21 protein-coding genes are annotated in these 22,601 nt (G+C 60.1%); 13 read left to right on the top strand and 8 right to left on the bottom strand.

The window, feature by feature from the left end:
- Positions 1–45: 45 nt before the first annotated feature.
- Positions 46–2,205 carry a T9SS type A sorting domain-containing protein gene (locus ONB25_11260; protein ID MDZ7393461.1) on the top strand — a complete coding sequence of 720 codons (2,160 nt, stop codon included), beginning with the start codon at positions 46–48 and terminating at the stop codon, positions 2,203–2,205.
- A 162-nt stretch (positions 2,206–2,367) separates the two neighbouring features.
- On the top strand, positions 2,368–3,165 hold the full coding sequence (locus ONB25_11255; GenBank protein ID MDZ7393460.1) for a hypothetical protein: 798 nt from the start codon (positions 2,368–2,370) through the stop codon (positions 3,163–3,165).
- A gap of 22 nt (positions 3,166–3,187) precedes the next feature.
- Here ONB25_11255 and ONB25_11250 read toward each other — a convergent pair whose 3' ends face one another.
- The 5 genes from ONB25_11250 to ONB25_11230 form a co-directional block, all read right to left on the bottom strand.
- Positions 3,188–5,551 (bottom strand): 6-phosphogluconolactonase, encoded by a 2,364-nt coding sequence (locus ONB25_11250; protein ID MDZ7393459.1) that lies wholly within the window; start codon positions 5,549–5,551, stop codon positions 3,188–3,190.
- An 84-nt stretch (positions 5,552–5,635) separates the two neighbouring features.
- Positions 5,636–6,649: a zinc-dependent alcohol dehydrogenase family protein gene (locus ONB25_11245; GenBank protein ID MDZ7393458.1), complete on the bottom strand. Its 1,014-nt coding sequence runs from the start codon at positions 6,647–6,649 to the stop codon at positions 5,636–5,638.
- A gap of 13 nt (positions 6,650–6,662) precedes the next feature.
- Positions 6,663–8,213 (bottom strand): L-glutamate gamma-semialdehyde dehydrogenase, encoded by a 1,551-nt coding sequence (gene pruA, locus ONB25_11240; GenBank protein MDZ7393457.1) that lies wholly within the window; start codon positions 8,211–8,213, stop codon positions 6,663–6,665.
- A gap of 14 nt (positions 8,214–8,227) precedes the next feature.
- A complete protein-coding gene (locus ONB25_11235) occupies positions 8,228–9,172 on the bottom strand; it encodes a class A beta-lactamase-related serine hydrolase (protein ID MDZ7393456.1) in 945 nt (314 codons plus the stop codon).
- Between the two features lie 14 nt (positions 9,173–9,186).
- Entirely contained in the window at positions 9,187–10,317 is a 1,131-nt protein-coding gene (locus tag ONB25_11230; protein MDZ7393455.1) for an aminopeptidase, read from the bottom strand.
- Between the two features lie 161 nt (positions 10,318–10,478).
- Here ONB25_11230 and ONB25_11225 point away from each other — a divergent pair, with 161 nt between their 5' ends.
- From ONB25_11225 to ONB25_11185, 9 genes are all read left to right on the top strand, one after another.
- Positions 10,479–11,078: a sigma-70 family RNA polymerase sigma factor gene (locus ONB25_11225; GenBank protein ID MDZ7393454.1), complete on the top strand. Its 600-nt coding sequence runs from the start codon at positions 10,479–10,481 to the stop codon at positions 11,076–11,078.
- Positions 11,068–11,511, top strand: a complete 444-nt coding sequence (locus ONB25_11220) for a zf-HC2 domain-containing protein (GenBank protein MDZ7393453.1) — start codon at positions 11,068–11,070, stop codon at positions 11,509–11,511. The genes ONB25_11225 and ONB25_11220 overlap by 11 nt, the downstream gene beginning before the upstream one ends.
- Positions 11,512–11,530: 19 nt before the next feature.
- Positions 11,531–11,845, top strand: coding sequence for a YbjQ family protein (locus ONB25_11215; protein ID MDZ7393452.1), 315 nt, complete (start codon positions 11,531–11,533; stop codon positions 11,843–11,845).
- Between the two features lie 165 nt (positions 11,846–12,010).
- Complete coding sequence (locus ONB25_11210) at positions 12,011–13,444, top strand: aldehyde dehydrogenase family protein (GenBank protein MDZ7393451.1); 1,434 nt, start codon at positions 12,011–12,013, stop codon at positions 13,442–13,444.
- A 77-nt stretch (positions 13,445–13,521) separates the two neighbouring features.
- Complete coding sequence (trxA, locus tag ONB25_11205) at positions 13,522–13,845, top strand: thioredoxin (protein ID MDZ7393450.1); 324 nt, start codon at positions 13,522–13,524, stop codon at positions 13,843–13,845.
- Between the two features lie 238 nt (positions 13,846–14,083).
- Positions 14,084–15,157: a mannose-1-phosphate guanylyltransferase gene (locus ONB25_11200; protein MDZ7393449.1), complete on the top strand. Its 1,074-nt coding sequence runs from the start codon at positions 14,084–14,086 to the stop codon at positions 15,155–15,157.
- A gap of 5 nt (positions 15,158–15,162) precedes the next feature.
- Positions 15,163–15,465 (top strand): hypothetical protein, encoded by a 303-nt coding sequence (locus ONB25_11195; protein MDZ7393448.1) that lies wholly within the window; start codon positions 15,163–15,165, stop codon positions 15,463–15,465.
- Positions 15,455–15,919 carry a PTS sugar transporter subunit IIA gene (locus ONB25_11190; GenBank protein ID MDZ7393447.1) on the top strand — a complete coding sequence of 155 codons (465 nt, stop codon included), beginning with the start codon at positions 15,455–15,457 and terminating at the stop codon, positions 15,917–15,919. The genes ONB25_11195 and ONB25_11190 overlap by 11 nt, the downstream gene beginning before the upstream one ends.
- Complete coding sequence (locus tag ONB25_11185; protein MDZ7393446.1) at positions 15,919–16,254, top strand: C4-type zinc ribbon domain-containing protein; 336 nt, start codon at positions 15,919–15,921, stop codon at positions 16,252–16,254. Before ONB25_11190 ends, ONB25_11185 begins: the two co-directional genes overlap by 1 nt.
- Before the next feature lie 9 nt (positions 16,255–16,263).
- On the opposite strand, the gene ONB25_11180 is transcribed toward ONB25_11185, so the two are convergent.
- Positions 16,264–17,391, bottom strand: coding sequence for a hypothetical protein (locus ONB25_11180; protein ID MDZ7393445.1), 1,128 nt, complete (start codon positions 17,389–17,391; stop codon positions 16,264–16,266).
- Positions 17,392–17,402: 11 nt separating this feature from the next.
- The gene (locus ONB25_11175) at positions 17,403–18,587 is read right to left on the bottom strand and encodes an aminotransferase class I/II-fold pyridoxal phosphate-dependent enzyme (protein MDZ7393444.1); all 1,185 of its coding nucleotides are present in this window, start codon (positions 18,585–18,587) and stop codon (positions 17,403–17,405) included.
- A gap of 602 nt (positions 18,588–19,189) precedes the next feature.
- Between ONB25_11175 and ONB25_11170 the strand changes: the two genes are divergently transcribed.
- Positions 19,190–20,164 (top strand): NAD-dependent epimerase/dehydratase family protein, encoded by a 975-nt coding sequence (locus ONB25_11170; GenBank protein ID MDZ7393443.1) that lies wholly within the window; start codon positions 19,190–19,192, stop codon positions 20,162–20,164.
- Between the two features lie 8 nt (positions 20,165–20,172).
- Here the strand turns inward: ONB25_11170 and ONB25_11165 are convergent, their stop codons facing one another.
- Complete coding sequence (locus tag ONB25_11165; GenBank protein ID MDZ7393442.1) at positions 20,173–21,141, bottom strand: hypothetical protein; 969 nt, start codon at positions 21,139–21,141, stop codon at positions 20,173–20,175.
- 265 nt (positions 21,142–21,406) lie between these two features.
- Between ONB25_11165 and ONB25_11160 the strand changes: the two genes are divergently transcribed.
- Positions 21,407–22,601: oligopeptide transporter, OPT family (locus ONB25_11160; protein MDZ7393441.1), on the top strand; the 1,195-nt coding region annotated here is incomplete at its 3' end.

The following is a 22,601-nucleotide window of genomic DNA, read 5'->3' as shown; positions in this document are numbered from 1 at the left end:
TGGCATGGTACGCTGTGGATGACAACTCACTGAGGAGGTTTGCACATGCGAAAAGCCCTCGTAGTTACCACGGTTTTGTTGTTGGCGGCCTCGGCGGTGTTGGCGAGCGATAGCCGCATCACCCTGCTGAAGCCGTACCGGGGCGTGGACGAGGATGCCATTATCTACGCCACGAAGAAGGACCTGAACAACGGCGCAGTCGATCGGCTGCTGACGCCCAGCCCCTTGAGCAAGTTCGCCGGCATCATTGACACCATTGCGCCGCCTTTGGCAGAGACGGTGAACTTTGGTGCCGCGCCGGGCGACACGATGGCGCAGTTTTTCCAGGAGCCGACGGCCGCGTACTACCTCAAGTCCATCGCTATCAAGACCAATGAGTGGTCGGGCCAGTTTAACGACGGGTTCAACCTGTTCGTGACCAAGGCGGCTGCCGACATCCGCACCTGGCCGAAGGACAGCGTGGACGGTAAGGGCTGGGTTGGCCGCTGGGCGAGCCACCCCTTGGGCTGCACTACCGGCAACTGGTGCGGCAGCTCCTGGGGCCAGCCGCCATTGGGCGAGATCATCTGGGGCGACTTCCCGGTGACCGCGGTGCGCAACGAGTGGGTGTGGACGCCGATGATCTGGTTAGGCTTTGAGCCGGATATGGGCCATGACCCCTTCTACGTCTGCTATGCCCCCTTTGGCACTGCCGGCCAGAACTTCGGCACTGCCAGCGGCGACGCCACTGCCCTTCCGGAGTGGCGTGGGTTGAAGTACTATGCCGGTGGCGGCACCTCGGGCAAGGGTGGCTGGCACATCCGCCACTACGGCTGGATCTTCTACCTCGAGGTGGAGTTCTATGAGAATACGCCGCCTAAGATCGAGTACGAACCTTACGGCTCGGTGCTGAATGCCGACCCGCGGCCGCTGCGTGCCCACATGGAGGACCTCGACGCCTCTGACCCGGCCAAGGCGGGCATTGCCGAGGCGAAACTCTACTACAACGTCAACGGCGGCGCTTTCTCGTCCGTGGCTATGACGCTGGTAGAGGGCACCGACGCGAATGGGACTTGGGAAGGCGTGGTGCCAGGCGGCATTATCGGCCCGGGTGACGTGGTGGAGTACTACTTCTGGGCCAAGGACAAGAATGGCCTGGAGGCCGAGTCTATCCATGGCAGCTACGGCTACTTTGTGAAAAAGCACGATGTGTTGGCCGTGTACAACGACAACACTTTCCCTGCGTCGTTCATCATGCCGTATTACTTCCATGACCCGAAAGGCGTCGAGTACTTGTACGACACGTGGTGGACAGACGCCGACGGCCCGCCGACCACCGAGCTGTACAAGATGTACAACTGGATTGTGCAGCTGGATGGCTCTTCGCCGCTGTATCTATTCGATGACGACGTGGTGGCGGCATGGCTGACCGGTGCCAAGAAGAGCTCCGGTACCAAGGGCTACTTCTGGTCCTCTCAGGAGTGGGCCTACGGTAAGGGTGGCGGCGTCGATTTGAACTTTGCCGCCGGGCAGATCCAGTACGATTACTTCGGCATTGGCACCATAGTCAGCGATATCCAGCCGTACAACCAGAACGCGCACCCGCTGAACGCGACCGACCACCCCATTGTGAAGGACATCAAGGACTTTTGCGCGGACAGCCTGCAGCTCTACTATGACTCGTACTATGAGCTGGGCTTTGCCAACTGGAACGATGCCATCACGGCGACCAATCCAGCGGCGACGGTGCTATTTGCCGACTCCGCAGACGCCAACAACGTCATGGGTCTGTACAATTTCTACAACAACGTCCATACGGTGTTCTTGACCTTTGACCAGCTGGCGTTGAACACGGGCAAGGCCAAGTACCACTGGATCCCCATCGATGTTTCGAACCCGATGGTGGAGGCGCTGAAGCACTTTGGCGCGCCGAGCGCGGTCCGTACGGGTGAGACGGTGCCGGTGGAGTACGCGCTGCACCAGAACTATCCGAACCCGTTCAACCCGACCACCACGGTCAAGTTTGCCGTGGCCAAGCCGGGCAACGTCACCATTGCCGTGTACAACATGCTGGGCCAGAAGGTGGCCACCTTGGTGAACGGCTACCACCAGGCCGGCACGTATGCGGCCACCTGGGACGCTACTGGCATGGCCAGCGGTGTGTACTTCTACAAGATCGAGGCGGGTGACTTCACTGCAGTCAAGAAGATGACCTTGCTGCGGTAACCGCACACTTGTAGGGGGGTAGGTTGGAGCCGCCGCGGCCCTGCCGGGTCGTGGCGGCTCTTTTTTTGCCGATACGGTGCTACCGCGGCGAATTTTTCTTGCGAAAGTCGCGCGCATTGCTATATTAGACATGAAACGTGGCCATGGCAAGGAGTGAGCGGTATGCCGACCAGAATTACCCCCTTGGATATCCAGGCGCTATCGGATCCGAAGGAGTACGAGCAGGGGATGAAGTACTACCTTGGGGGGCGGGTGAAGGCTCGCTTGCGCACCGACACCGGCCTTTTGGCGACCGTGAAGGCAGATGGCCTGTGGCGCGTGGAAGTAGTAGTCGAAGGGGAGCAGATCTTTGGGCGCTGCGGCTGCTCGCCGGTCAGGGGGGGCCTGTGCCGGCATCAGGTGGCGACGGCGCTGGCCTTTCTGGACCGGCCCCAGAGTTTCTTGTCATTGCAGGAGATGCGTAGGCTCATTCGCAAGCAGGACAAGAGCGCCCTGGTGGAGTTGTTGGTGAACATGGCAGTGGTGGTCCCGGAGGTGGCAGCCTTCTTCGGCGAAGGGGACGAGGCCGAGCGGCTTAAACAGTGGATCGCGGACCTGTTCGACATGCCCACCGGCGGGGGCTGGTCGGTGGAGGAGCTTTTGGTGCCCGCGCGGCTCATCCTCCAGCGGGCGCTGATGCTGCGGGTCGAGGGGAAATGGGACCAAGCCAGGCGCATCTGCTTCGCCCTCCTGGATGCTGCGCTCGCCCTCAATGACCGCAAACACGGCGGTGTGGCCTACCCGGAGAGTTTCATGACCGCGCTGATCGATGCCTATGAAGGCGCGGCTCTGCGCGACCCAGAGCTGGAACAGAAAAGGGAAACCGTCCGCCAGGAACTCCAGGCCTTGCTAGGGCATGAGACTGCGGAGGTAGAAGGCGTTTACATGGAGCAGCTCAGCCAGCGTTTGGAGGGTGGCTGAGCCTCCTCTGCAAGCTTCGTGTTCAGGCCTCGCTCTCTTCCTCCGTACTTCGCTTTAGGGCGCGCGCCTGCCGCGAAAACTCCTCCAGGGTCATTCGTTTCAGGAAGACAAAACCACGCGTACCCCTGATGAGCGGGCTGGGGTGGTCGTTAAAAAAGCGCCTACCAAGGCACGTTTTGAGCATCTGGTACTGCTGCACCTGAATCTGCTGTGCCAGGCCGGAAAACGGGCCGGCATATTCGTGGCTGGGGAAGGAGGCAGCCTTTTGGGAAACAAACGCGTTGCTGAAAGCGCTCTGCAGCAGAGCCAGCATGTTCAGCGAGACCGGCACGTAGAGGTTTGCCTCAGCCGGGTGGAAGCGGTACCAGACATTGCGGTAGCCGATCACCTCGATGTCGGTGCGCCCAGTCTGGGCCTGATAGCGGCGTAACGCCTCAGCGACTGCCTGGAGGACCTTGTAGTGCGTGTCAGGTCCGCTGGCCTCCGGGTCGAAAGCAACGGTGACCACGTGGGGTTTGACGCGGTGCAGCAGGCGCAAAATGGGCGGCACGTCCCGTTCCAGGGTGGGCTCCTCCGTGAAGATCTCCCCTTTGTAAAAGCCGAGCCGCAGGTGCACCACCGAGCTGGCATCGAACCCTAAGTAGCCCCACAGGCAGTCTGCCTCCCACTCACGGATCATGCCCTTGAGCTGCTGGATGTAGGGCAAGTCCTTCTTGCCCGCATACTGCGTGCGGAAGTAGTTGTCCAACTCATCCAGGCGATGTTCGATCTGTTCGGGATCCTCCTCCTCGAAGATTTCCACCAGGTTGCGGAGAAGACGGCGCGCCTCGCCTTCCTGTTTCATGACCAGGCTGTCGGCCGCCACGCCGTCCAGGTACTGCCACACATCTCGATTCCGTGCCTGGATGTCTGTGGGGCGGAAGTAGCCCTGAGCAAGGAGCGCGCGAAAGTCCGGCTTGCGCAAGAAAATGCGCAAGGTTTGTACCAAGCTCCGTGCGTAAGCGTTAGTGACGGCCGTGAAGCCCGAGGTCATGTAGGTGAAGGTGTGGGAGTTGGAGGCATCGCGAATAGCACGCACCACAAAGGGAAAGTAGCCGAGCACGATGTCGTCGTGGTGCGGCGCAGTGTGGAGGAATACGGTATTGGCGCGCGGCGTGATGCCGTCCTGCAGCTTGGCGAGCAGCTCCTCGTGCACCCTTTGCGTGACTGCTTCGGCTGTCGAGCCCAATCGACTAAGCAAGGCCGCCCCAAAGCGGTCGGCAGCAAAGTCAGCCTGCGTGAGGTCAAGCACGCGCTTGCGCCGCGCCAAAGCGAGATCGATGACTATGCGGGAGACGCTCTCGGGCGGGACCTCCGGCATCTTCACAAAGAGCTGATAGGTCCGTTCGGGTAGCAAAGAAGCCGCACCCTGCGTGACGATGAAACGGGCGTTGGGCAACTTGTGCAGAACGGTGGCGGGGTAGTCGATGTGGGGCTCCTGGCAGACGGCATCACGCACGACTTTCGCCTTCGCCTCACCAGCGGCCATGATAATGGCTGTGCAGGAGGGGTTGAAAGTGACGGTGGCCAGTCCGATGGTGAGGGCCAGGCGGTTCTTGGCCACCTCGATGCCTCCCAAGTCGCTGGCCGCAGCCGCCTGGGTCTCATAGTTGGTCGCGGTCAAGCGTGTGGTGCTATGATGGTCCGATCCTCTCACGTTGAAGGCGATGTGTCCATCGGGGCCAATGCCACCCAGGAAGAAGCCAATACCGCCTAGGGCCCGAATGCGGTCCTCGTATTCGCTGCACCACTGGTCCACCGCAGCCAGCACGCGCTGCTGTAGTCGCTCCAAGTGCGTGTGGGGGTGCCGGTAGCGGAGGGATAGGTCCACACTACCATCCGGCCACACGTCGTCCAGGTCCATGCCCTCGGGCAGCCCGATGGCCGCACAGTTAATCAACAGGGCCTTGCGCCGGTCAAAGCCGAACTGCGCCATGTAGAACTTGTTCACGTAGTAGTAAAAGCTGTTATGCTGCGTGGGATTTATGGGGTAAAACTCATCAATCTGCACAAAGTGGAGGCTGGCCATGTCCGGTTTTTGCGCCGGGTCAACTCCGCCTGCCTCCAGGTCTTTGCGGGTCTCTGGATGATCCCAGCTGGCCAGGTAGTGAGCTACGTGCTTAATAAAATGCTCGGGTGTCTTGCCGGTGGGCAGCGACACAACCCCGCCTGGATTTGCCTGCACCCATTCCAGGAAGCGCAGGGCCACTAATCGGCCAAGGCTGGGGAAGTTTGGCACAATAATGACCCCGATCTTCTCGGTGGGCGGGTAGCGCAGGTCAAAGCCGCTGTGGGCAAGGGCAATTTGCTCAACGCGAGAGGTTGTCTGGTGCGCGAAATCGGCCATAGTGCGACCCCTCATTTCATGCTGTCCAAGAAGCCAAGCCCCGACAGAGTTCGGTTCCTTAGCTGAAAAATCTATGTGTGTTGGTCATACCGGCAGAAGCTCTGGGTTAAACATGACCTTCAAGACGTGTTCCGGTCTGTCCAGCAGCTGGACGCCCTGAGGAAACTGCTCGAGCGGCAAGCGGTGCGTGACCAGGTGCTGGGTCTGGACGCGCCCGCCTTGCAGCAGCCGGAGCGCGGCAAAGGAGTTACGCCGTGAAGTGTAACTGCTGACTATGCGCAGCCCCTTGCGAAAAATCTGGAACGGCTCGATGGTCGCCGTGCTATCGGCAGGGGGTACGCCGAAGAGGAGCACGCGGCCGCCCTTCCGTGCCAGCCGGATGCACTCTGAGATGAGCGCAGGATCACCGGTGGCTTCGACCACCAAATCGAAGTGATCTGCCTCGCCCATGGCTCGAAGCTCGGGGCTCAAGTTGGCGAAGACCCTTGCGCCCAGCTGGGCCGCCATTTCCCTTCGGCGTGGCGTGCGCTCCACCACGGTGACCTCCGTCGCGCCCGTGGAAAACAGCGCATGAAGGAGGAGAAGACCGATGGGGCCGGCTCCAAGGAGAAGGACGTGGTCACCTGGCTCCACGGTCACCTGCTGGAGCCCGTGCAGAACGCAGGATAAAGGTTCCATGAAGGCGGCCTCTTCATACGGCAGTGAGCCAATGAGGAAGCAGTTCTGGGCGGGTGCCACCACGTATTCGGCCATAGCGCCGGGGCGCGTCACGCCCACGGCGGACCAGCTGGCGCAAAAGTTCTGCTGATTGCTGAGGCAAAAGCGGCACGTGCCGCAGGCAATGTTGGGCTCGATGGCAACGCGGTCGCCTGGGGAAAAACCGCTCACCCCTGGCCCGAGCGCCATTACCTCGCCGCTTGCCTCATGGCCCGGAATTAGGGGGTAGGTGCCTAGGTAGACACCGCGGAACAGGTGGACGTCAGTTCCACAGAGGCCGCAGGCCTTGACCTTCACAAGAAGTTCGCCCGGGCCAGGCACCGGGTCGGGTACCTGTTCGACTGACGCCCGCCCGGGCCCTTGTATCACCACCGCACGCATAGGCCGCCGCCGGTCACCCCAATTTTTCCGAGATGGACTTGGCCTGCAAGAAGAGGAGCAAGTAGTCGCGGCCGCCTGCTTTGGAGTCAGTGCCGCTCATGTTGAAGCCTCCGAAAGGATGCCCACCGACGAGCGCGCCGGTGCATTTGCGGTTGATGTACAGGTTCCCCACGTGGAACAGGCGCTTGGCCTCGGCGATCTTGAAACGGTCGCGGGTCCACACCGCGCCGGTCAGGCCATAGATGGTGCTGTTGGCTAACGTGAGGGCGTGAGCAAAGTCTTTCGCCTTCAGAACCGCCAGTACCGGCCCAAAAATCTCCTCCTGATCCAAACGGGCCCCAGGAGCGATATCTTTGAAAATCGTGGGCCGGATGAAGTAACCGCTGCCAGGTGCCTTCTCTCCCCCGGTCACCAGCTTTCCTTCCTTCTTGCCGATTTCAATATACTGGAGGATCTTCTCTTCGGAAGCTCTATTGATCACCGGGCCGAGATAGTTGGCAAGGTCCTTGGTGGGGCCAATGGTGAGCTTCTCGGCTCGGGTTTTGAGAAGCTCCACAAACCGGTCGTACACCTCGCCGACCACCACGCACCTGGAGCAGGCCGAACACTTTTGCCCCTGGTAGCCGAACGCGGAGACGGTCACCGCGTCTGCAGCCGCTTCCAAGTCCGTGTCGCTGTCCACGATAATTGTGTCCTTTCCCCCCATCTCGGCCACCACGCGTTTGATCCAAATCTGTCCCGGACTGGGCGTCGCGGCGAGCTGGTTGATGCGGAGACCCACTTCCATGGAGCCGGTGAAGGAGATGAAGCGCGTCTTTGGGTGTTGCACCAAGTAGTCGCCGATTTCTGCGCCGCTGCCGGGGATGTAATTGAGCACGCCTGGCGGCAGGCCAGCCTCGCGAAAGATCTCCACCACCTGGTAGGCGATGCCTGGAGTATCGCTCGCAGGCTTCAGCAGCACGGTATTGCCTGTGACAATGGCCGCTGCGGTCATGCCGGTGAGGATGGCGTTGGGAAAATTCCACGGCGGAATGACCACGCCCACACCCAAGGGGATGTACACCAGCTGGGGGAATTCACCTTTGACCGGGGTCACAGGCTGGGGAGTCCCGTAGCGAAGCATCTCCCTGGCGTAGAACTCCAAAAAATCGATTGCCTCGGCGGTGTCGGCGTCGGCCTCAGCCCAGTTCTTCCCCGCCTCCAGAATCATCCACGCGTTCATCAAGAAGCGGCGGCGCCTCATGAGTTCTGCTGCCTTGAGGAGGACGATGGCCCTTTCCTGCGGCTCCACCCAGCGCCAGGACTCGAACGCGCGCAGAGCCGCCGCCATGGCCATGTCCACTTCCTTCTGTCCTGCTTGGTGAAAGGCCCCCACCTGCCGGTCCTTGTCTGAAGGGTTGAACGAGGGCTTTACCTTCCCGCTCTTGACCTCCTTACCGTCGATAACAAGCGGATATTCGCGGTCGGCCAAGGCTTCCACCGCAGTAATGGCCCTTTCCTGAGCTTCGCGGTTGGCCGGAACGGAAAAATCAGTGTACGGCTGGTTACGGAACTCTTCTACCATGCGATCCTCCTCACTTACATGCGCCCCATCGCATCCAGTACGGCGCGGGTGAGTTGGGCGATAGCCTGCGCCGCGTGATTGTGGTTAGCAATGCCCTTGCTCATGATGACCAGCACACATCGCCTGCCGCTCGGAAAGTACAAAATTCCGGCGTCGTGGTCGATGCCGGAAATGGAGCCCGTCTTATGCGCCACCTTGATGGAATCCGGAAGGAGGGCGGGGATTTTCGTATTGAGCTTTTGCCGCAACATGATGTCAATCATCTCGGAGCAGGAGGCCTGGCTGGCAGCCCTGCCTCGGGCGATCGCCTCAAGGATAACCATCATGTCGTAGGCCGTGGTCTCGTTGTTGATCCCTTTGGCAAAAGCCTTGTCGTCTTCCAGGCCCCTGCGCACATAAATGTGGGGGGCGCCGAGGCCGCGCATGGTGGCGGTAACCTTATCCGGGCCAACGAGCTCAAGTAAGAGATTCGCCGCCAGGTTGGAGCTCACGGTGATCATGCGCTCCACCAGCTCGCGGATTGCCATCGGCCGCCCAATGGCGCCATAAATGGCGTCGTCGCTGTCCTCGGACAGACGGAGGGCGTAGGGGGAGCCGTCCACCACGCTCCGGAAGCGGTTGCGCACCATCAGCGAATCCTCTAAGCGAAAGTGCCCGCGCTCCGCCTGACGAAAGACCTCCACCATGACCGGCACTTTCATCAGGCTCGCTGCGTGCATCAGCTCGTGGGCGTTGTGGAAAAAAGTCTGCCCGCTGTCCAGGTCCTTGTAGGCAATAGCAAAGAGGCCCCGGAGGTCATGTTCTTTCAGGGCAATATCGTCCCGAAGGCGTTTTATCTCGTTCGTGTCCACGCTATTGTGACTCGGGAAGGCCCACAAGGACAGAAGAGCCACGCCTGCCAGACAGAGGGTTGCGCGCCGAGTACTGCTTCTTCCCGCACGGGCATGTTGCCTCTTCATGTGGCTCTCGAAGGTTATCTCCCTGAGTGCAGCAGACGGTCTGGGTTTAGTTGGTGCAAGTCTTCAGGCACAAAAAGGCCGTCCTTGCGTATCAGCGTGCCGTCGAAGTAGATTTCGCCGCCTCCGTACTCGGGTGTCTGCATCATGACCATGTCCCAGTGCACCTGTGACCGATTGCCATTGTCGGCTTGCTCGTATGCCGAACCTGGGGTAAGGTGGAAGGAACCGGCGATCTTTTCGTCGAATAGCGTATCTTGCATCGGTTTCGTGATGTAGGGGTTGAGGCCAAAGGAGAACTCGCCCGTATAACGGGCCCCTTCGTCGCTGTCCAGAATCTGATTCAGGCGTTCAGTCTTGTCCGCACGCGCGTCGACGATTCGCCCGTGCCGAAACCGCAATGTGATTCCTTCAAAGCGAACGCCCTGAAACACCGAGGTGGTATTGAAGCGGATGGTCCCATTGATTGAATCCCGCACCGGGGCGGTGAACAGCTCGCCGTCTGGCAGGTTGCGCCTGCCGTCGCATTTGACCGCCGGCATCCCCTTGATGGAGAAGCGCAGAGCCGTGCCTGGGCCCTTGATCTCCACCATGTCGGTGTGAAGCATGCGCTCGCGCAGGGGTTCCATCGCACGAGATAGGCGCCGGTAGTCCAGCGTGCAGACGGTGAAAAAATAGTCGGCAAAGGCTTCCGTGGACATGTGCGCCTGTTGCGCCATGGCAGGGTGGGGCCAGCGCAGCACTACCCACCTTGTCCTCGGCACGCGGATCTGCAGGTGGACCGGCTTCCACCAATGAGTTTGGTAGAGCTGCATCTTGTCTGGCGGCACGTCCGACAGTTCAGCGACGTTGTGGCTGCCGCGCAAGGCAACGTAGGCATCCATCTGCTCCATCAACGCTGCCTCCACTTGGCCCATCAGCCGCATGCTTTCTTCGGTGGCCTGGCGGCAGAGCTCGCGCAGGATGACCCCGTGCTTGGTGAGCACGAACACTTCTGCCCCGGCACGGGTCGCGCGACGTGCGATGGCCAGTACTGCCTCGTCTGGCACATCGACTGCCTCGATGAGTAGCTTATCCCCGCGGCGCAGCCTTGTGGAATGAGTTACGATGACGTTGGCAAGCTTTTCAAGGCGCGGATCCGTTAGCATTGTCCCTCCATTGACGCGAAATCAGGCGGTGAAATATAGGAAGAAAAAGGGGCATTGTCAACACAAAAGCGTCTTTTCCCTTGCGAGTAACCCAAAGGTAGCGTAAATTTTCGGCGTGAATAAGTGAGGGGTGGGTAGCGTATATTGTGTGGACAATGGAAGTGGCCGAGCACACGAAACGGCAGGTGCCTCCAGAGCGAGACGTGGTCCTGCGCTGCCAGCGCGGTGACGCCCAGGCGTTCAGGATTCTGGTGGAAAAGTACCAGCGCCTGGCCTACTTTGTGGCTCTCGGTCTTACCGGGCGCCATGACGATGCGTTGGACCTTTCGCAGGAGGCTTTCATCCGGGCTTATCGGCACATACGGCGTTTTGATCCGGAGCGGAGCTTCTTGCCGTGGTTTTACCAGCTCCTGCGCAACCTCTGTTTCAACCATCTGCGCGCGAGGCGCAAGCAACGCCTGATTACGCTGGGGCAGCTGGGACCTGAGGAGCTGGAGAGAATGGCCGAGTATCATTTCGACCCGGAGGCGATCGTGGAGCGGGACGAGACGGCGCAACAGGTGTGGCGCGCCATAGGTCAGCTCTCGGACACGCATCGGGAGGTCATCGTGCTCCGCCACTTTCAGCAGTTGACCTATGCAGAAATGGCTGAGCTCCTGTTCGTGCCAGTGGGTACAATCATGTCACGGCTCTACCATGCCCGACGTGCCCTGAGGCGTCTGCTGGAAAAGGAGCAAGGAGGTGACGAGCATGAAGTGTGAAAAAGCCAGGCCCTTAATGATGGCGCTTCTCGACGGAGAGATTGAAGAGAAGGAGCGGCATGCGCTTGAACGCCACCTCCAGACGTGCTATGCGTGTGCGAAGGAACTCGAGGGCTTTCGCGAGCTGAGACAGCTCACAGAAGGAGTGACGCTCATGGAGCCAGAAACCAGAATTTGGCAGGAGTATTGGTCTCGTGTCTATAACCGAATTGAGCGGGGCGTAGGCGCGGTCCTGCTGGCGGTCAGCCTGGCGGCCCTGTTGATCTACGCGGGGTTTCGAGTGGTCGAGGAATTGATTCGTGACCCGTCGCTAGCGGTCTCGCTGAAGGTGGCGATCCTCGCAGGCATCGCTGGGCTGGTATTGTTGCTGCTGTCAATAATCCGTGAACGCCTGTACTTTTGGAGGCGTGACCGTTACCGTTTCGTGCGCTAATCCTGACGGAGGAAAGTCTATGTACGTCGCGACAACGGAGACAATTCCTGGCAAGAAAGTGGTGCGGTACCTGGGCCTTGTGCGAGGCAACACGATTCGCGCCCGTCACGTCGGCCACGACATCATGGCCGGACTGCGGAACCTGGTAGGCGGCGAAATTTCCGATTATACCAAAATGCTGTCGGAGTCCAGAGAGCAGGCATTGGACCGCATGCTGGAGCAAGCCAAGGCGCTCGGGGCTAATGCCGTGGTGGGGTTGCGGTTTAGCACGTCCATGGTTATGTCGGCTGCGGCCGAAATCCTTGCCTACGGCACCGCAGTCGTAGTGGAGTAACCAGCCCGCACATCACCACACCCGAAGCTTTGCGGATCTCAGGTCACCGGATTTCCCTGGTGGCCTTTTTCGTCGGGGAAAAAAGAGTTGACATTTTCTTCCCACTGTCGTAAAATAGGCCGTTCCTCGTGAGCAGGAGAGGCAGTCGGAAAACGGAGGGTCGCCATGGCCAGACGCTACCGCATGCTCATCAATGGTGAGTGGCGCGAGGGGGAGGCTACTTTCGCGGTTGTCAACCCTTTTACCGGGCAGAAGATCGCCGCGGTGGCGCGTGGGACACCTGCTGCCGTAGGGGAGGCAATTGCTGCGGCGCGACGCGCCTTCGAAGTGACTCGGCGGATGCCACCTTACGCACGCGTTGAGTTGCTTCAGGGGGTGGTGGCCGGGCTGCGCGCGCGGGCCAAGGAGCTCGCCCAGAGTATAGTCGCGGAAGCAGGCAAGCCGATTCGTTTCGCCCAGGGCGAAGTGGACCGCGCCATCTACACTTTCAGCGTGGCCGCCGAAGAAGCCAAGCGCATCGGCGGGGAGGTCATTCCTTTGGACCTGCTCCCCACGGCCAAGGGACACTTTGCCTATTCGCGCCGTTATCCCATCGGCGTCATCGGAGGCATCTCGCCATTCAACTTTCCCCTGAACCTTGTATGCCACAAGGTGGCCCCCTGCCTTGCTGCAGGCAACACTATGGTGCTCAAGCCGTCCTCGTATACGCCGATCACGGCATTGAAGCTGGGGGAGATTATCATGGCCGCAGGGGCGCCTCCTGGCGCCTTCAATGTGGTGCCATGCCCCGGGCCGGTAGGGGAGCTGTTAGCCACCGACCCTGGGGTGGCGATGCTCACGTTCACCGGCAGCGCCGAGGTGGGATGGCATCTGAAAAGCATCGCCGGCAAGAAGAAAGTCACATTGGAGTTAGGGGGGAACGCGGCGGCCATTGTTCACGAAGACGCTGACCTAGAATTTGCCGCGGCGCGCTTAGCTCTCGGCGGGTTTGCCTATGCGGGACAAGTGTGCATCGCGGTCCAGCGCATCTTTGTGCATCGCCCGGTGTTTGAGGCTTTCACTCGCCTGTTAGTGGAGGCAACGCGCAAGACTATGGTCGGGGACCCTGCCGACCCGGACACCGTCTGTGGGCCAATGATTACCGAGCAGGCGGCAATGACCGCCGAGCAGTGGATCCACGAGGCTGTGGCGGCAGGGGCGCGTGTGCTTGTGGGCGGCGAAAGGGATGGTGCCATGTTGGAACCGACGGTGCTGACCAATACCACCCCAGACATGAAGGTGCGCAGTGAAGAGGTCTTTGCTCCCATTGTGACCGTCGACCCGTACGACACGTTCGAACAGGCCATCATCGCGGTGAACGAGTCCAGGTTTGGCTTGCAAGCAGCCGTATTCACCAAGGACGTTGACCGGATCATGTATGCCCACGACGAAATCATTGTTGGCGGCCTGGTGGTCAACGACTACCCCACCTTTCGCATCGACCACATGCCCTACGGCGGAGTCAAAGATTCAGGCTTTGGACGGGAAGGGCTCAGGTACGCCATCGAGGAGATGACCGAGCCTCGCCTCCTGGTCTTTAATCGTTCCACGCCAAGGTAAAAAAAGTCCTTGCTATTTAGAAAACGGAGTGATATTTTAACGTGCCGTTTTTGGAAATGAAGAGAAGGGAGGGAGCGATGGCACGGCCGGTCGACCTGACCGAGGCTAACTTTGGCGAGCATGTCACCTCTGCCCAGGGGGTGGTCCTGGTGGATTTCTCCGCCGAATGGTGTGGCCCCTGCCGCATGCTGGCGCAAGTGATAGCGGAGGTGGCCAACGAATACGATGGCAAGATAAAGGTGGGTAATGTTGATGTGACCAAGCAGAATCGGCTGGCCTCACGTTTCGGCGTGGCCATGATCCCCACCGTCCTCTTCTTCAAGAACGGCAAGGTAGCCGGTCAACTTGTGGGTAGCGTCTCCAAACAGCGCATTGTCGATAGGCTGGAGCAGCTGCTTTAGGGCGGGGAAATTGTTGGCCGGGGTCCCGGCTAAGAGAAGGGTGGGGCACAGCAGAAGCGACCTCCCTTCTTGAGAATGGCAACGACAACTGGTACGCGAGGTAGTTATCCCGAATTGATGTCTTCTGGTGAACCCTGATGGAAGGCCGCGGCAGTCCTGCAGAGAGGTGCAGGTGTCGTGGCCTTTTTTTGTTCCTTCCCAGTGGAGAAGCTGGCAGGCAGTGAGGAGGCAAGACCGCATGTTTGCGCTCATTATGGCCGGGGGCGTAGGCACACGCTTCTGGCCGCGCAGTCGGATGTCAAGGCCCAAGCAGGTGCTCAACATTGTCGGTTCCCGCTCTATGATTCAGGACACTGTGGGGCGCCTCGCCGGTCTTGTGCCGTGCGAAAGGACCTTTGTCATCTGTCTTGAGCACCAGCGCGAGTTGATTGCCCAGCAATTGCCCGAGCTTTCGCCGGAGCACATCATCGGCGAACCCCGAGGTAAGGATACGGCTCCCTGCATTGGTCTGGGTGCGCTGTACATTCGTCGGATAGACCCGGAGGCGGTGATGGTGGCCATGCCGGCAGATCACGTGGTGGCACGCGAGCGCGCCTTCCGCAAGGTCCTCAAGACTGCTGAGATCATCGCGCGCACGCACGACTGCCTGGTGACTATCGGCATCCAACCTACCTACCCGGCCACAGGATACGGCTACATCCAACACGAGCCCAAGGAGCTCGAGCGCTTAGCAGGCGTGTCCTGCTACTCGGTCAAGACATTTGCCGAGAAACCCTCATTGGAGTACGCGCAACAGTTCATAGCCAGCGGTGACTTTTTATGGAACAGCGGCATCTTTGTCTGGAAGGTGAGTCGCATCCTGAAGGAGATTGAGGACAAGCTGCCAGAGCTCTACGAAGGGCTGTGCGAGATCGAGCGGCACATCGGCAAGAAGAACGAGCGGGCAGTGATCGAGCGGGTGTATCGCCAGACGCGCAGCATATCCATTGACTATGGCGTGATGGAAAAGTCCGACAACATCGTCGTGCTGAAGGGGGACTTTGGCTGGAGCGACGTGGGAAGCTGGGAAGAAGTGTACAAGTTGGGCAAGCGCGACAAGCAAGAGAACGTGAGCGAAGGCCCTCTGTTCGCGCACGACGCAAGTGGATGCTATGTGTGGTCGCCGCACAAGTTGGTGGCGCTCTTGGGTGTGCATGATCTGGTAGTGGTGGACTCCGAGGAGGCGCTGCTCATCTGCCCGCGCCAGCGCTCACAGGAAGTGAAGCAGCTGGTGGAGGCGATGCGTCGGGGTGGTTTTGACCGGTACCTGTGAAAGCAATGAAGGACCAGGATCTCCTGCGCTCCTTGGAGGAGCTGGTGGCGCAGCTGGGCATCCAGTTGCGCTATGAGAAAGGCGATTTCGACGGCGGCCTGTGCCGCGTAGAGGACCAGCGTTTGCTGATCGCCAATGCGGCCCTGCCTACGCGCAAAAAGATTCGCGTGTTGGCACGCGAATTGGCTCGCCTTGAGCTTGACCAGGTCTTTGTGATGCCAGCAGTGCGAAGGGTCATCGACGCTGCGCGCCAGGAGCAGGAACCTCGACCCATTTCACCATCGGAGGAACACGCCAATGACACGTGAAGAGCTTGCCGGCCTTTTCTCGGCCGAGCGCTTTGTAGTGCCCATGCGGGCACAGACCAAAGATGAGGTACTCGAGGAGTTGCTCGATACCTTTGTCCGCCAAGGGCTGATTAGGAATCGCGCTATTGTGCTGGAGATGCTCCACAAAAGGGAGAGCCTGGGAAGTACGGGCATAGGCAAGGGCGTAGCAATCCCCCACGGGCGCTCCACGGCCGTGCCTGACGTGAGCATCGCCTTTGGCCGTAGCGCCGAGCCCATCGACTTTGATGCGATTGATGGCAAACCGGCGCAGCTCTTTTTCATGGTCCTGGCCCCACCGCAGGAGCTCAACAGCCGCTACCTGCCTGCTTTGGGACGATTAGTGGAGCTGGTCAACGAAAGCAAGAACCGCAAGAGCTTGCTCGCCGCCAAGACGTATGCCGAGTTTGTCGCGGTCATCAAAGGAGAAGAGTGATGGTCAAGAAACAATTGGAGCTGCTGGTGGCGCTTCAAGACCTGGATATCATGATTCGCGAGGTGGAAGATGTTAAGCAACTGGGCTTTGAGGCCCCCTCGCTGGACAAACTGGAACAGGCACGCGAGGAGCTCAAAGAAAAGATAGGCAAACCCCTCTATGCCACCTATGAGCGCCTGAAGGCGCGGTACAAGCGTGCCATTGTGCCGGTCAAGGGTGACACCTGTCTGGGCTGCTTTATGCGGCTGCCCACCTCACTTGCCGCCAAGGGGCGCGAGGATGCAGCCGTTATTACCTGCGAGAACTGTGGGCGTATTCTGTACTGGTTGGAATAGCCTCCGCCGTCACAACTTGTAGTCGTAGATGCGGTAGGTCTTGTAGATCTTGCCGCCCATCATCTCCGCCGTGCGGCGCATCATTACATTGTTCTCTAGCACCCAGGAGAACTCGCCGCCCTTGTATCCCTTGGCTACAGCCCTGCGGTAGGTCTCCAGGTAAAACAAGCCGTCAATGCCCCGTTTTTGGTACTCGCGAATGACGCCCATGGTGATCACGCGTGCCTGATTGATCTTCCGCGCATAGTAAAGTAGTTTGAAGATTCCGAACGGTAAGAGGCGGCCGTTGATCTTATGCAGGGCCTGGTTAAAATCGGGCAGGGTCAAACAGAAGCCAACTGGCTGGCCGTTCATCTCAGCGATGAAGGCGAGGTCAGGGTCCACCACCGACTTCAAGTCTTTGGCCAGGTGGTGAAACTCCTCGGTGGTCATCGGCACAAAGCCCCAGTTGTAGCTCCACGCCTTGTTGTAGATCTGATGGATGCGATCTACCTCCCCCCAAAAGTCCTTCATGTTAATGCTGCGAAACTGCAGCCCTTCCTTGGTCCTGACCTTTTCCGTTACCCGGATCAGCTTCTCGGGCAAAGGCTGTGAGGCGTCCATCCAGTAGGCGTAGACATCCATGACCTTGGTCATGCCATAGCCGTTCACCAAGTCCACGTAGTAGGGCGGGTTGTAGGTCATCATGATCACCGGCGGCTTGTCGTAGGCGTCCAACAGGAGGCCGATGGTGTCGTTGGTGCTGGGGTTCATGGGGCCGCGCATGATCTCCATCCCCTTGTTGCGCAGCCACGACGCGGCGGCGTCGAAAAGCGCGTTGGCCACTTCCTGGTCATTGATGCATTCGAAGAAGCCGAAGAACCCAGTCTTTTCATTGTGAAACTTGTTATGGTTGTCGTTGACGATGGCCGCAATGCGTCCCACCACCAGGCCGTCACGCTCAGCCAAAAAGTACTCCGCCTCGGAGTGTTGGAAGAATGGGTTCTTCTTGCGGTCCAGGAGCTTTTTGACGTCAACAATAAGGGGGGGCACCCAGTAGGGGTTCCCTCGGTAGATACTCCATGGCAACTTGACGAAGCGGTCTAGGTCGCGCCGGGAAGCCACCGGGCGAACAATGGGCACGTTGCTTGCGGACATTGGTCTTTCCTTCAGATAATGCCAAGCGCCTTGCCGTGTACCTTGAACTTTTCCAGGACGATGTCCAGCTCTTCATCGGTGTGTGTCGCCATGTAGCTGGTGCGGAGCAGGGACATGCCTGGCGGCACGGCCGGGCTGACCACCGGGTTGGTGAACACACCGTCCTCAAACAGACGCTTCCACAGCATGAAGGTCTGCATGTCGTCGCCGATAATGATGGGGATGATGGGCGTCTCGCTGTTGCCGGTGTTGAAACCGAGCTCCTGGAAGCCCTTCTTCATCTTGCGCACATTGGCCCAGAGCCTCTCGCGCCGTTCTGGTTCCTTAATGATAATGTCCAGACAGGCGAGCACCGTAGCCACTGCTGCCGGCGGTGGACTGGCAGAGAAGATAAAGGAGCGGGCGACGTGCTTGATATAGTGGATGACGTCCTCGTCAGCGGCGATAAAGCCGCCGATAGAGGCGAACGACTTGCTAAAGGTGGACATGACGATGTCGACCTGGTCTTCCAGGCCAAAGTGCTCGCCCGTGCCTCTGCCGTTTGCCCCCAAGACACCCGTGGAGTGGGCGTCGTCCACCATGACGCGCGCGCCGTACTTGCGCGCCAGCTCCACCAGGCGCGGCAGATTGACGATATCCCCTCCCATGCTGAAGACCCCGTCGACCACAATCAGCTTGCCGCCGGCGTGATCCTTAAAGCGCTCCAAGAGCCGCTCCAAATCGTTCATGTCATTGTGGCGGAATTTGATGAGCTTGGCGAACGACAGGCGGCAAGCGTCGACAATGGAGGCGTGGTTGTCGCGGTCGCCAAAGATCAGATCGTCCTTGCCGGCGATGGCCGAGATTGTGCCCAGGTTGGTCTGCATGCCGGTGGAAAAGACCAAGGCTGCTTCCCGCTTCATGAACGCAGCCAGGCGCTCTTCAAGCTCCACGTGAATGTCCAGCGTGCCATTCAAGTAGCGCGAGCCGGTGCAGCCGGAGCCGTACTTCTGTACCGCCTTGATGGCCGCCTCCTTGACGCGCGGGTCTTGGGTCAGCCCCATGTAGTTGTTGGAGCCGATCATGATGACCTTCCTTCCCTTCATGACAACCTCATTGGCGGCTCCCGACTCGATAGGCTGAAAGTAGGGATAGTAACCTGCGGCCATCGCCTCGCGGGCGCGCGTAAAGCTCTTACACTTGTCGAACAGGTCCACGGCAACCTCCTCACTGCTGGTAGAAAAAGGCATGTACAGGCAGAGCGCACAGCGGCTGGGCGTGTGCTGCGGTGCCGATGTGGTTCAGGTCTTCCGCATGTTATAGTTAATATACGGAACAAAACGACAAATGTCAAGGAAAAAGGCAGGTGACGGCGGTCGGGCGACGAGAATGGCTGAGGGCCCCTTCAGCGCCCGGGGCGAGGAGAGGTGACGTCACGCCAGCGCTCTCCGGTGCATCGTCATGGTCCCACCGAGAGGGGTTTCTGGTGGTGATACAGGTTCCTCCTTCGGCAGGCGTGCCGGCTGACCGATGGTCTTCGTGCACGAGCGGGCGGCGGAAGCACACCGACCGCGACTGGCCCTTCTCTGGTGCGCGGAAGCAGGTGAAGGCTCGCGCTACGCGTAAACCTGCGGTGAAAGGCAAGCCTGCCACAAAGGCGGAGGCAGCCCAAGCCGCCCAGCAAGCTCGGGAACCGTCCCGCAAGGACAGCAAACCCCTGCTGACACACAGCGCGCCAGCACAAAAAGGTTCTTGTTTTTTTGCGTCCTTTTCCGTACAATGAAAAAAGATCGGTCGGCACAGGGAAAAGGAGACAAAGGTGAAAGCTTTGGTGACAGGCGCAAATGGGTTTATCGGCAGCCACCTCGTGGAGAGGCTTCTGGCTCAGGGGGCCGAGGTGCGCTGCCTTGTCCGTAAGACAAGTAACCTCCGCTGGTTGCAGGGCCTAGACGTTCAGCTTACATATGGTAGCCTGGATAGCCCTGCCTCGCTCCAGGGAGCCCTGGAAGGTGTGGATGTGGTGTTCCACTTAGCCGGGGCTACCAAGTCCCTTACACCCGAAGGGTATTTCGTGGCCAACACCCAGGGAACAGCACGTCTGTTGGATGCCTGTCGCGAGAGGGGCAATCCGCGCGTGGTTTTTGTCTCGAGCCAGGCAGCAGCAGGGCCCAGCGACGGCCAGCGGGCGAAGACTGAATACGACCCGCCGACCCCGATTACGGCCTATGGCAAAAGCAAGCTCCAGGCAGAATTGCTCGTGCAAGAGTACGCCAAGACCGGCCCCGCCGTGATCGTCAGGCCGCCGGTGGTCTACGGTCCGCGTGACACCGATGTGTTGGCGCTGTTTCGCTTAGCGGCGCGTGGTCTATGTCCCCTTGTGGGCTCCAAACGTCGACTCGTCAGCCTCATTCACGTGCAGGACCTGGTCGAGGGCCTCTTGTTGGCTGCCACCACCCCACAAGCCCTGGGGAAAACTTACTTCTTGTGCAATGATCAGCCGGTGGACTGGGAGCTTTTTGCTCAGCAGATCGCCTCGGTTCTGGGCAAGAGGTGTGTGAGGATTCGCGTACCGGAGGTGGTTCTCCCTGTAGTAGGGACCGTGTCGGAGCTTATGGCCCGGGTGGGCGGGAAACCGGCGCTGCTCAGTCGCGACAAGGTCAGGGAGATGCGCCAGCGCTACTGGGTCTGTGACAATACGCGCGCCAAGCAAGACCTCGGATTTGCGCCGCGCGTCGATGTGGCCGAGGGCGTGGCGCAAACCGCCGCCTGGTATCGTGCTCAAGGGTGGCTATAGCTCGGTTTTCACTGCTCCCTCGCCAGAATGAGCAGCTTCTCCATGAGACGTTTGTGCGCTTGACCGGAGGAGTCGCCTGCGCTGTGTTCCAACAGCGCGCCCTGGAGATAGTGCAGGACTGCTTCGCGGCTGATGGCCGGCCTGTACTCGTACACCCGGTTCAGCTTGTTGAGTTGGTTGCGTTCCACTTCCATGGTGCCAAGTGGCGTACTCACTGTGAGGACGTCCTGCGGTGAGACCAGGCGCCGACGTACGAGGCCGCGCTCGGCCATCTCCTCCAGCACGCGATCAAGCCATTCTGCTGAGGGAACAAGGGCGGGGTCGAGCTGCCGATAAAGCTGGGGTCCACTGGCGCTGCCGGCTCGCCAGAGCTCCTTCAGCACGCAGAGCTCCTGCAGGCTGGGCTCGCGGGTGATGCGCGGGGGTGGCGCGGCGCGCTTGGCGGTCAGCTTTTGTAGCAGCGACCCCACATCGGTCAGCCTCCCGTGACCGGTACCCCTCTTGTAAATCTCATCCCCAACGCGATCCCCGGAGGGTGGCGCATGGGGGTCGCCGAAAGGCGGGCCATAGCGCGCTAAGCGTTGCATGAGCAGCTCCGCAGGAGTGGGAAGCAAAAGCGAGTCAGGCAGGGGCTGATGGAACAGCGCCCATCGGCGGGCCGCTTGCGCGCGGAGGGAGTCAGTTGCCCCGCGGAGCACGTCGGCTGCCGTTAGCGGCGCGGGTAGGACAGTTCGTACCGTGTCTGCCTGCTGGGGGAGAACATGATCAGGCCCTACTGTCACTAGGGGAGGTGCCTGGATGGCCTGGCTACGCACGCGCCGGGGAATGGGGCGGGCTTGCTCGGCTGGCGGTGGCATAAGGCTCAGCTCCAGCCCGGTCACCCTCCATGGCAGCGGCATGCGGATCGCCACCAGGATGAGCGCCGCCGCCACGTGGAGAGCGAGCGCGATGAGGAGTGGCTTTACCAGGGGTCTCATGACAGGTGGCCTTCACGGGTCTGCACTGTCCGTTGAACGTATCGCCAGGGCGATGGTTCCAGGCTTTGCTGGTCAGGGAATGAGTGCAGGGGGGATACGGTCCCTGTTCTGTGTTCCCCCGGCAGATTTTTCCACTTGACTTTTAGCACATTTTGTTTTAAGTTGCTGGCACTTCGCGACGTGGGCGCGGAGCGTGCGCCGCGGGGAGGGAGGCGTGCCGGTGGAGCGGACTGAAGCGAGGAGAAAGCAACAGAGGAGGGAACGCATGGCGGAAGCAAAGCAGCAGGGCGGGAAGCGGGAGTACAAACCTTTCGTGCCGCCCCACATGGAACTCAAAGAGTTCACCCTCAGGGCGCTTGTCCCTGGCCTGGTCATGGCGGTAGTACTTGGGGCGGCCAACGCCTACCTGGGGCTCAAGGCGGGCATGACCATCGCTGCCACCTACCCGGCAGCAGTGCTCAGCATGGCCATCTTGCGCTTTTTCAAGGACAGCAACATTCTGGAAGAAAACCTGTCCAGAACGGTGGGGTCTATCGGAGAGTCGGTGGCTGCCGGGGCAATCTTTACGTTGCCTGCATTTCTGATCGCCGGCGTCTGGACACCGGAGTTTTTCGGCAGCACTGCAGGCTACTTGCGTTCCAGCGTCATCATGCTGGTGGGCGGCGCCGCGGGCATCCTCTTCGTGACTCTTCTGCGCCGGATGATGGTGGACGACCCAGAGCTGCCCTTTCCGGAGTCGGTGGCAGCCGGGGAAATCCACAAGGCGGGACGCGGGGGAGCCTCTGGCGCCCAGTACCTCTTCTACGCCATGGGCATCGGCGGGCTGGTTGAGGCTCTCAAGACCGTCAATATTTTCGCCGGCAAGTGGGAACACTTTGTGCAAGTGGCAAGGAAGATTATTCCCGGCACGGCTACAAAGGGTTTTGCCGGAGTGGAGACCAGTGGCGGCTTCCTGCTGAAGACGCCTGCGTTGAGTCCGGCGTTCCTGGGTGTGGGGTACATCATCGGGCCGCGTTTGGCGGCACTCAACTTCGCCGGAGGAGCGCTCTCCTGGGGATTGTTCGTGCCCCTTTTGGTGCTGCTCTTGGCACCTCAGTATGCGCCTTTGGTTGAAGAGGGGAGCATGACCTGGACCGAGGTAGCCGAGAACATGTTTGCCAACGCGGTCAGGCCAATTGCCATTGGCGGCATGCTGATGAGTGCAGCGTACACCCTTTTCCGCATGCGTAAGAGTCTGGCCGGAGGCATCAAGCGGTCGGTAGAGGACGTGCGCAAGGCCGCAGGAGCACAGCAGGCTACTCTGCGCACTGACCGCGACATCAATGTCAAAGTGGTCTTCGCTGGCCTGGCCGCAGTAGGGGTGGTGACATTCTTCGTCTATTGGTGGTTCATGGACATGGCACCCCAAGCCCTCGCGCCGGCCTTAGTAGCAGCCTTGGTGATGATGGTGGCAGGGTTTT

Source organism: candidate division KSB1 bacterium (genome assembly GCA_034506335.1).
Taxonomy (GTDB): domain Bacteria; phylum Zhuqueibacterota; class Zhuqueibacteria; order JANLFK01; family Oleimicrobiaceae; genus Oleimicrobium.
Note: the sequence above shows the minus strand (reverse complement) of the source record. Positions and strands in the feature narration are given on the sequence as shown.

What these genes read in the sequence shown, in the direction of transcription:
- ONB25_11195 (MDZ7393448.1), top strand. Translation starts at nt 15,163, where the DNA reads ATGAAGGACCAGGATCTCCTGCGCTCCTTGGAGGAGCTGGTGGCGCAG.
- ONB25_11165 (MDZ7393442.1), bottom strand. Translation starts at nt 21,141, where the DNA reads ATGAGACCCCTGGTAAAGCCACTCCTCATCGCGCTCGCTCTCCACGTG.
- ONB25_11230 (MDZ7393455.1), bottom strand. Translation starts at nt 10,317, where the DNA reads ATGCTAACGGATCCGCGCCTTGAAAAGCTTGCCAACGTCATCGTAACT.
- ONB25_11220 (MDZ7393453.1), top strand. Translation starts at nt 11,068, where the DNA reads ATGAAGTGTGAAAAAGCCAGGCCCTTAATGATGGCGCTTCTCGACGGA.
- ONB25_11235 (MDZ7393456.1), bottom strand. Translation starts at nt 9,172, where the DNA reads ATGAAGAGGCAACATGCCCGTGCGGGAAGAAGCAGTACTCGGCGCGCA.
- ONB25_11190 (MDZ7393447.1), top strand. Translation starts at nt 15,455, where the DNA reads ATGACACGTGAAGAGCTTGCCGGCCTTTTCTCGGCCGAGCGCTTTGTA.
- ONB25_11200 (MDZ7393449.1), top strand. Translation starts at nt 14,084, where the DNA reads ATGTTTGCGCTCATTATGGCCGGGGGCGTAGGCACACGCTTCTGGCCG.
- ONB25_11185 (MDZ7393446.1), top strand. Translation starts at nt 15,919, where the DNA reads ATGGTCAAGAAACAATTGGAGCTGCTGGTGGCGCTTCAAGACCTGGAT.
- ONB25_11245 (MDZ7393458.1), bottom strand. Translation starts at nt 6,649, where the DNA reads ATGCGTGCGGTGGTGATACAAGGGCCCGGGCGGGCGTCAGTCGAACAG.
- ONB25_11260 (MDZ7393461.1), top strand. Translation starts at nt 46, where the DNA reads ATGCGAAAAGCCCTCGTAGTTACCACGGTTTTGTTGTTGGCGGCCTCG.
- trxA (MDZ7393450.1), top strand. Translation starts at nt 13,522, where the DNA reads ATGGCACGGCCGGTCGACCTGACCGAGGCTAACTTTGGCGAGCATGTC.
- ONB25_11255 (MDZ7393460.1), top strand. Translation starts at nt 2,368, where the DNA reads ATGCCGACCAGAATTACCCCCTTGGATATCCAGGCGCTATCGGATCCG.
- ONB25_11215 (MDZ7393452.1), top strand. Translation starts at nt 11,531, where the DNA reads ATGTACGTCGCGACAACGGAGACAATTCCTGGCAAGAAAGTGGTGCGG.
- pruA (MDZ7393457.1), bottom strand. Translation starts at nt 8,213, where the DNA reads ATGGTAGAAGAGTTCCGTAACCAGCCGTACACTGATTTTTCCGTTCCG.
- ONB25_11210 (MDZ7393451.1), top strand. Translation starts at nt 12,011, where the DNA reads ATGGCCAGACGCTACCGCATGCTCATCAATGGTGAGTGGCGCGAGGGG.
- ONB25_11250 (MDZ7393459.1), bottom strand. Translation starts at nt 5,551, where the DNA reads ATGGCCGATTTCGCGCACCAGACAACCTCTCGCGTTGAGCAAATTGCC.
- ONB25_11180 (MDZ7393445.1), bottom strand. Translation starts at nt 17,391, where the DNA reads ATGTCCGCAAGCAACGTGCCCATTGTTCGCCCGGTGGCTTCCCGGCGC.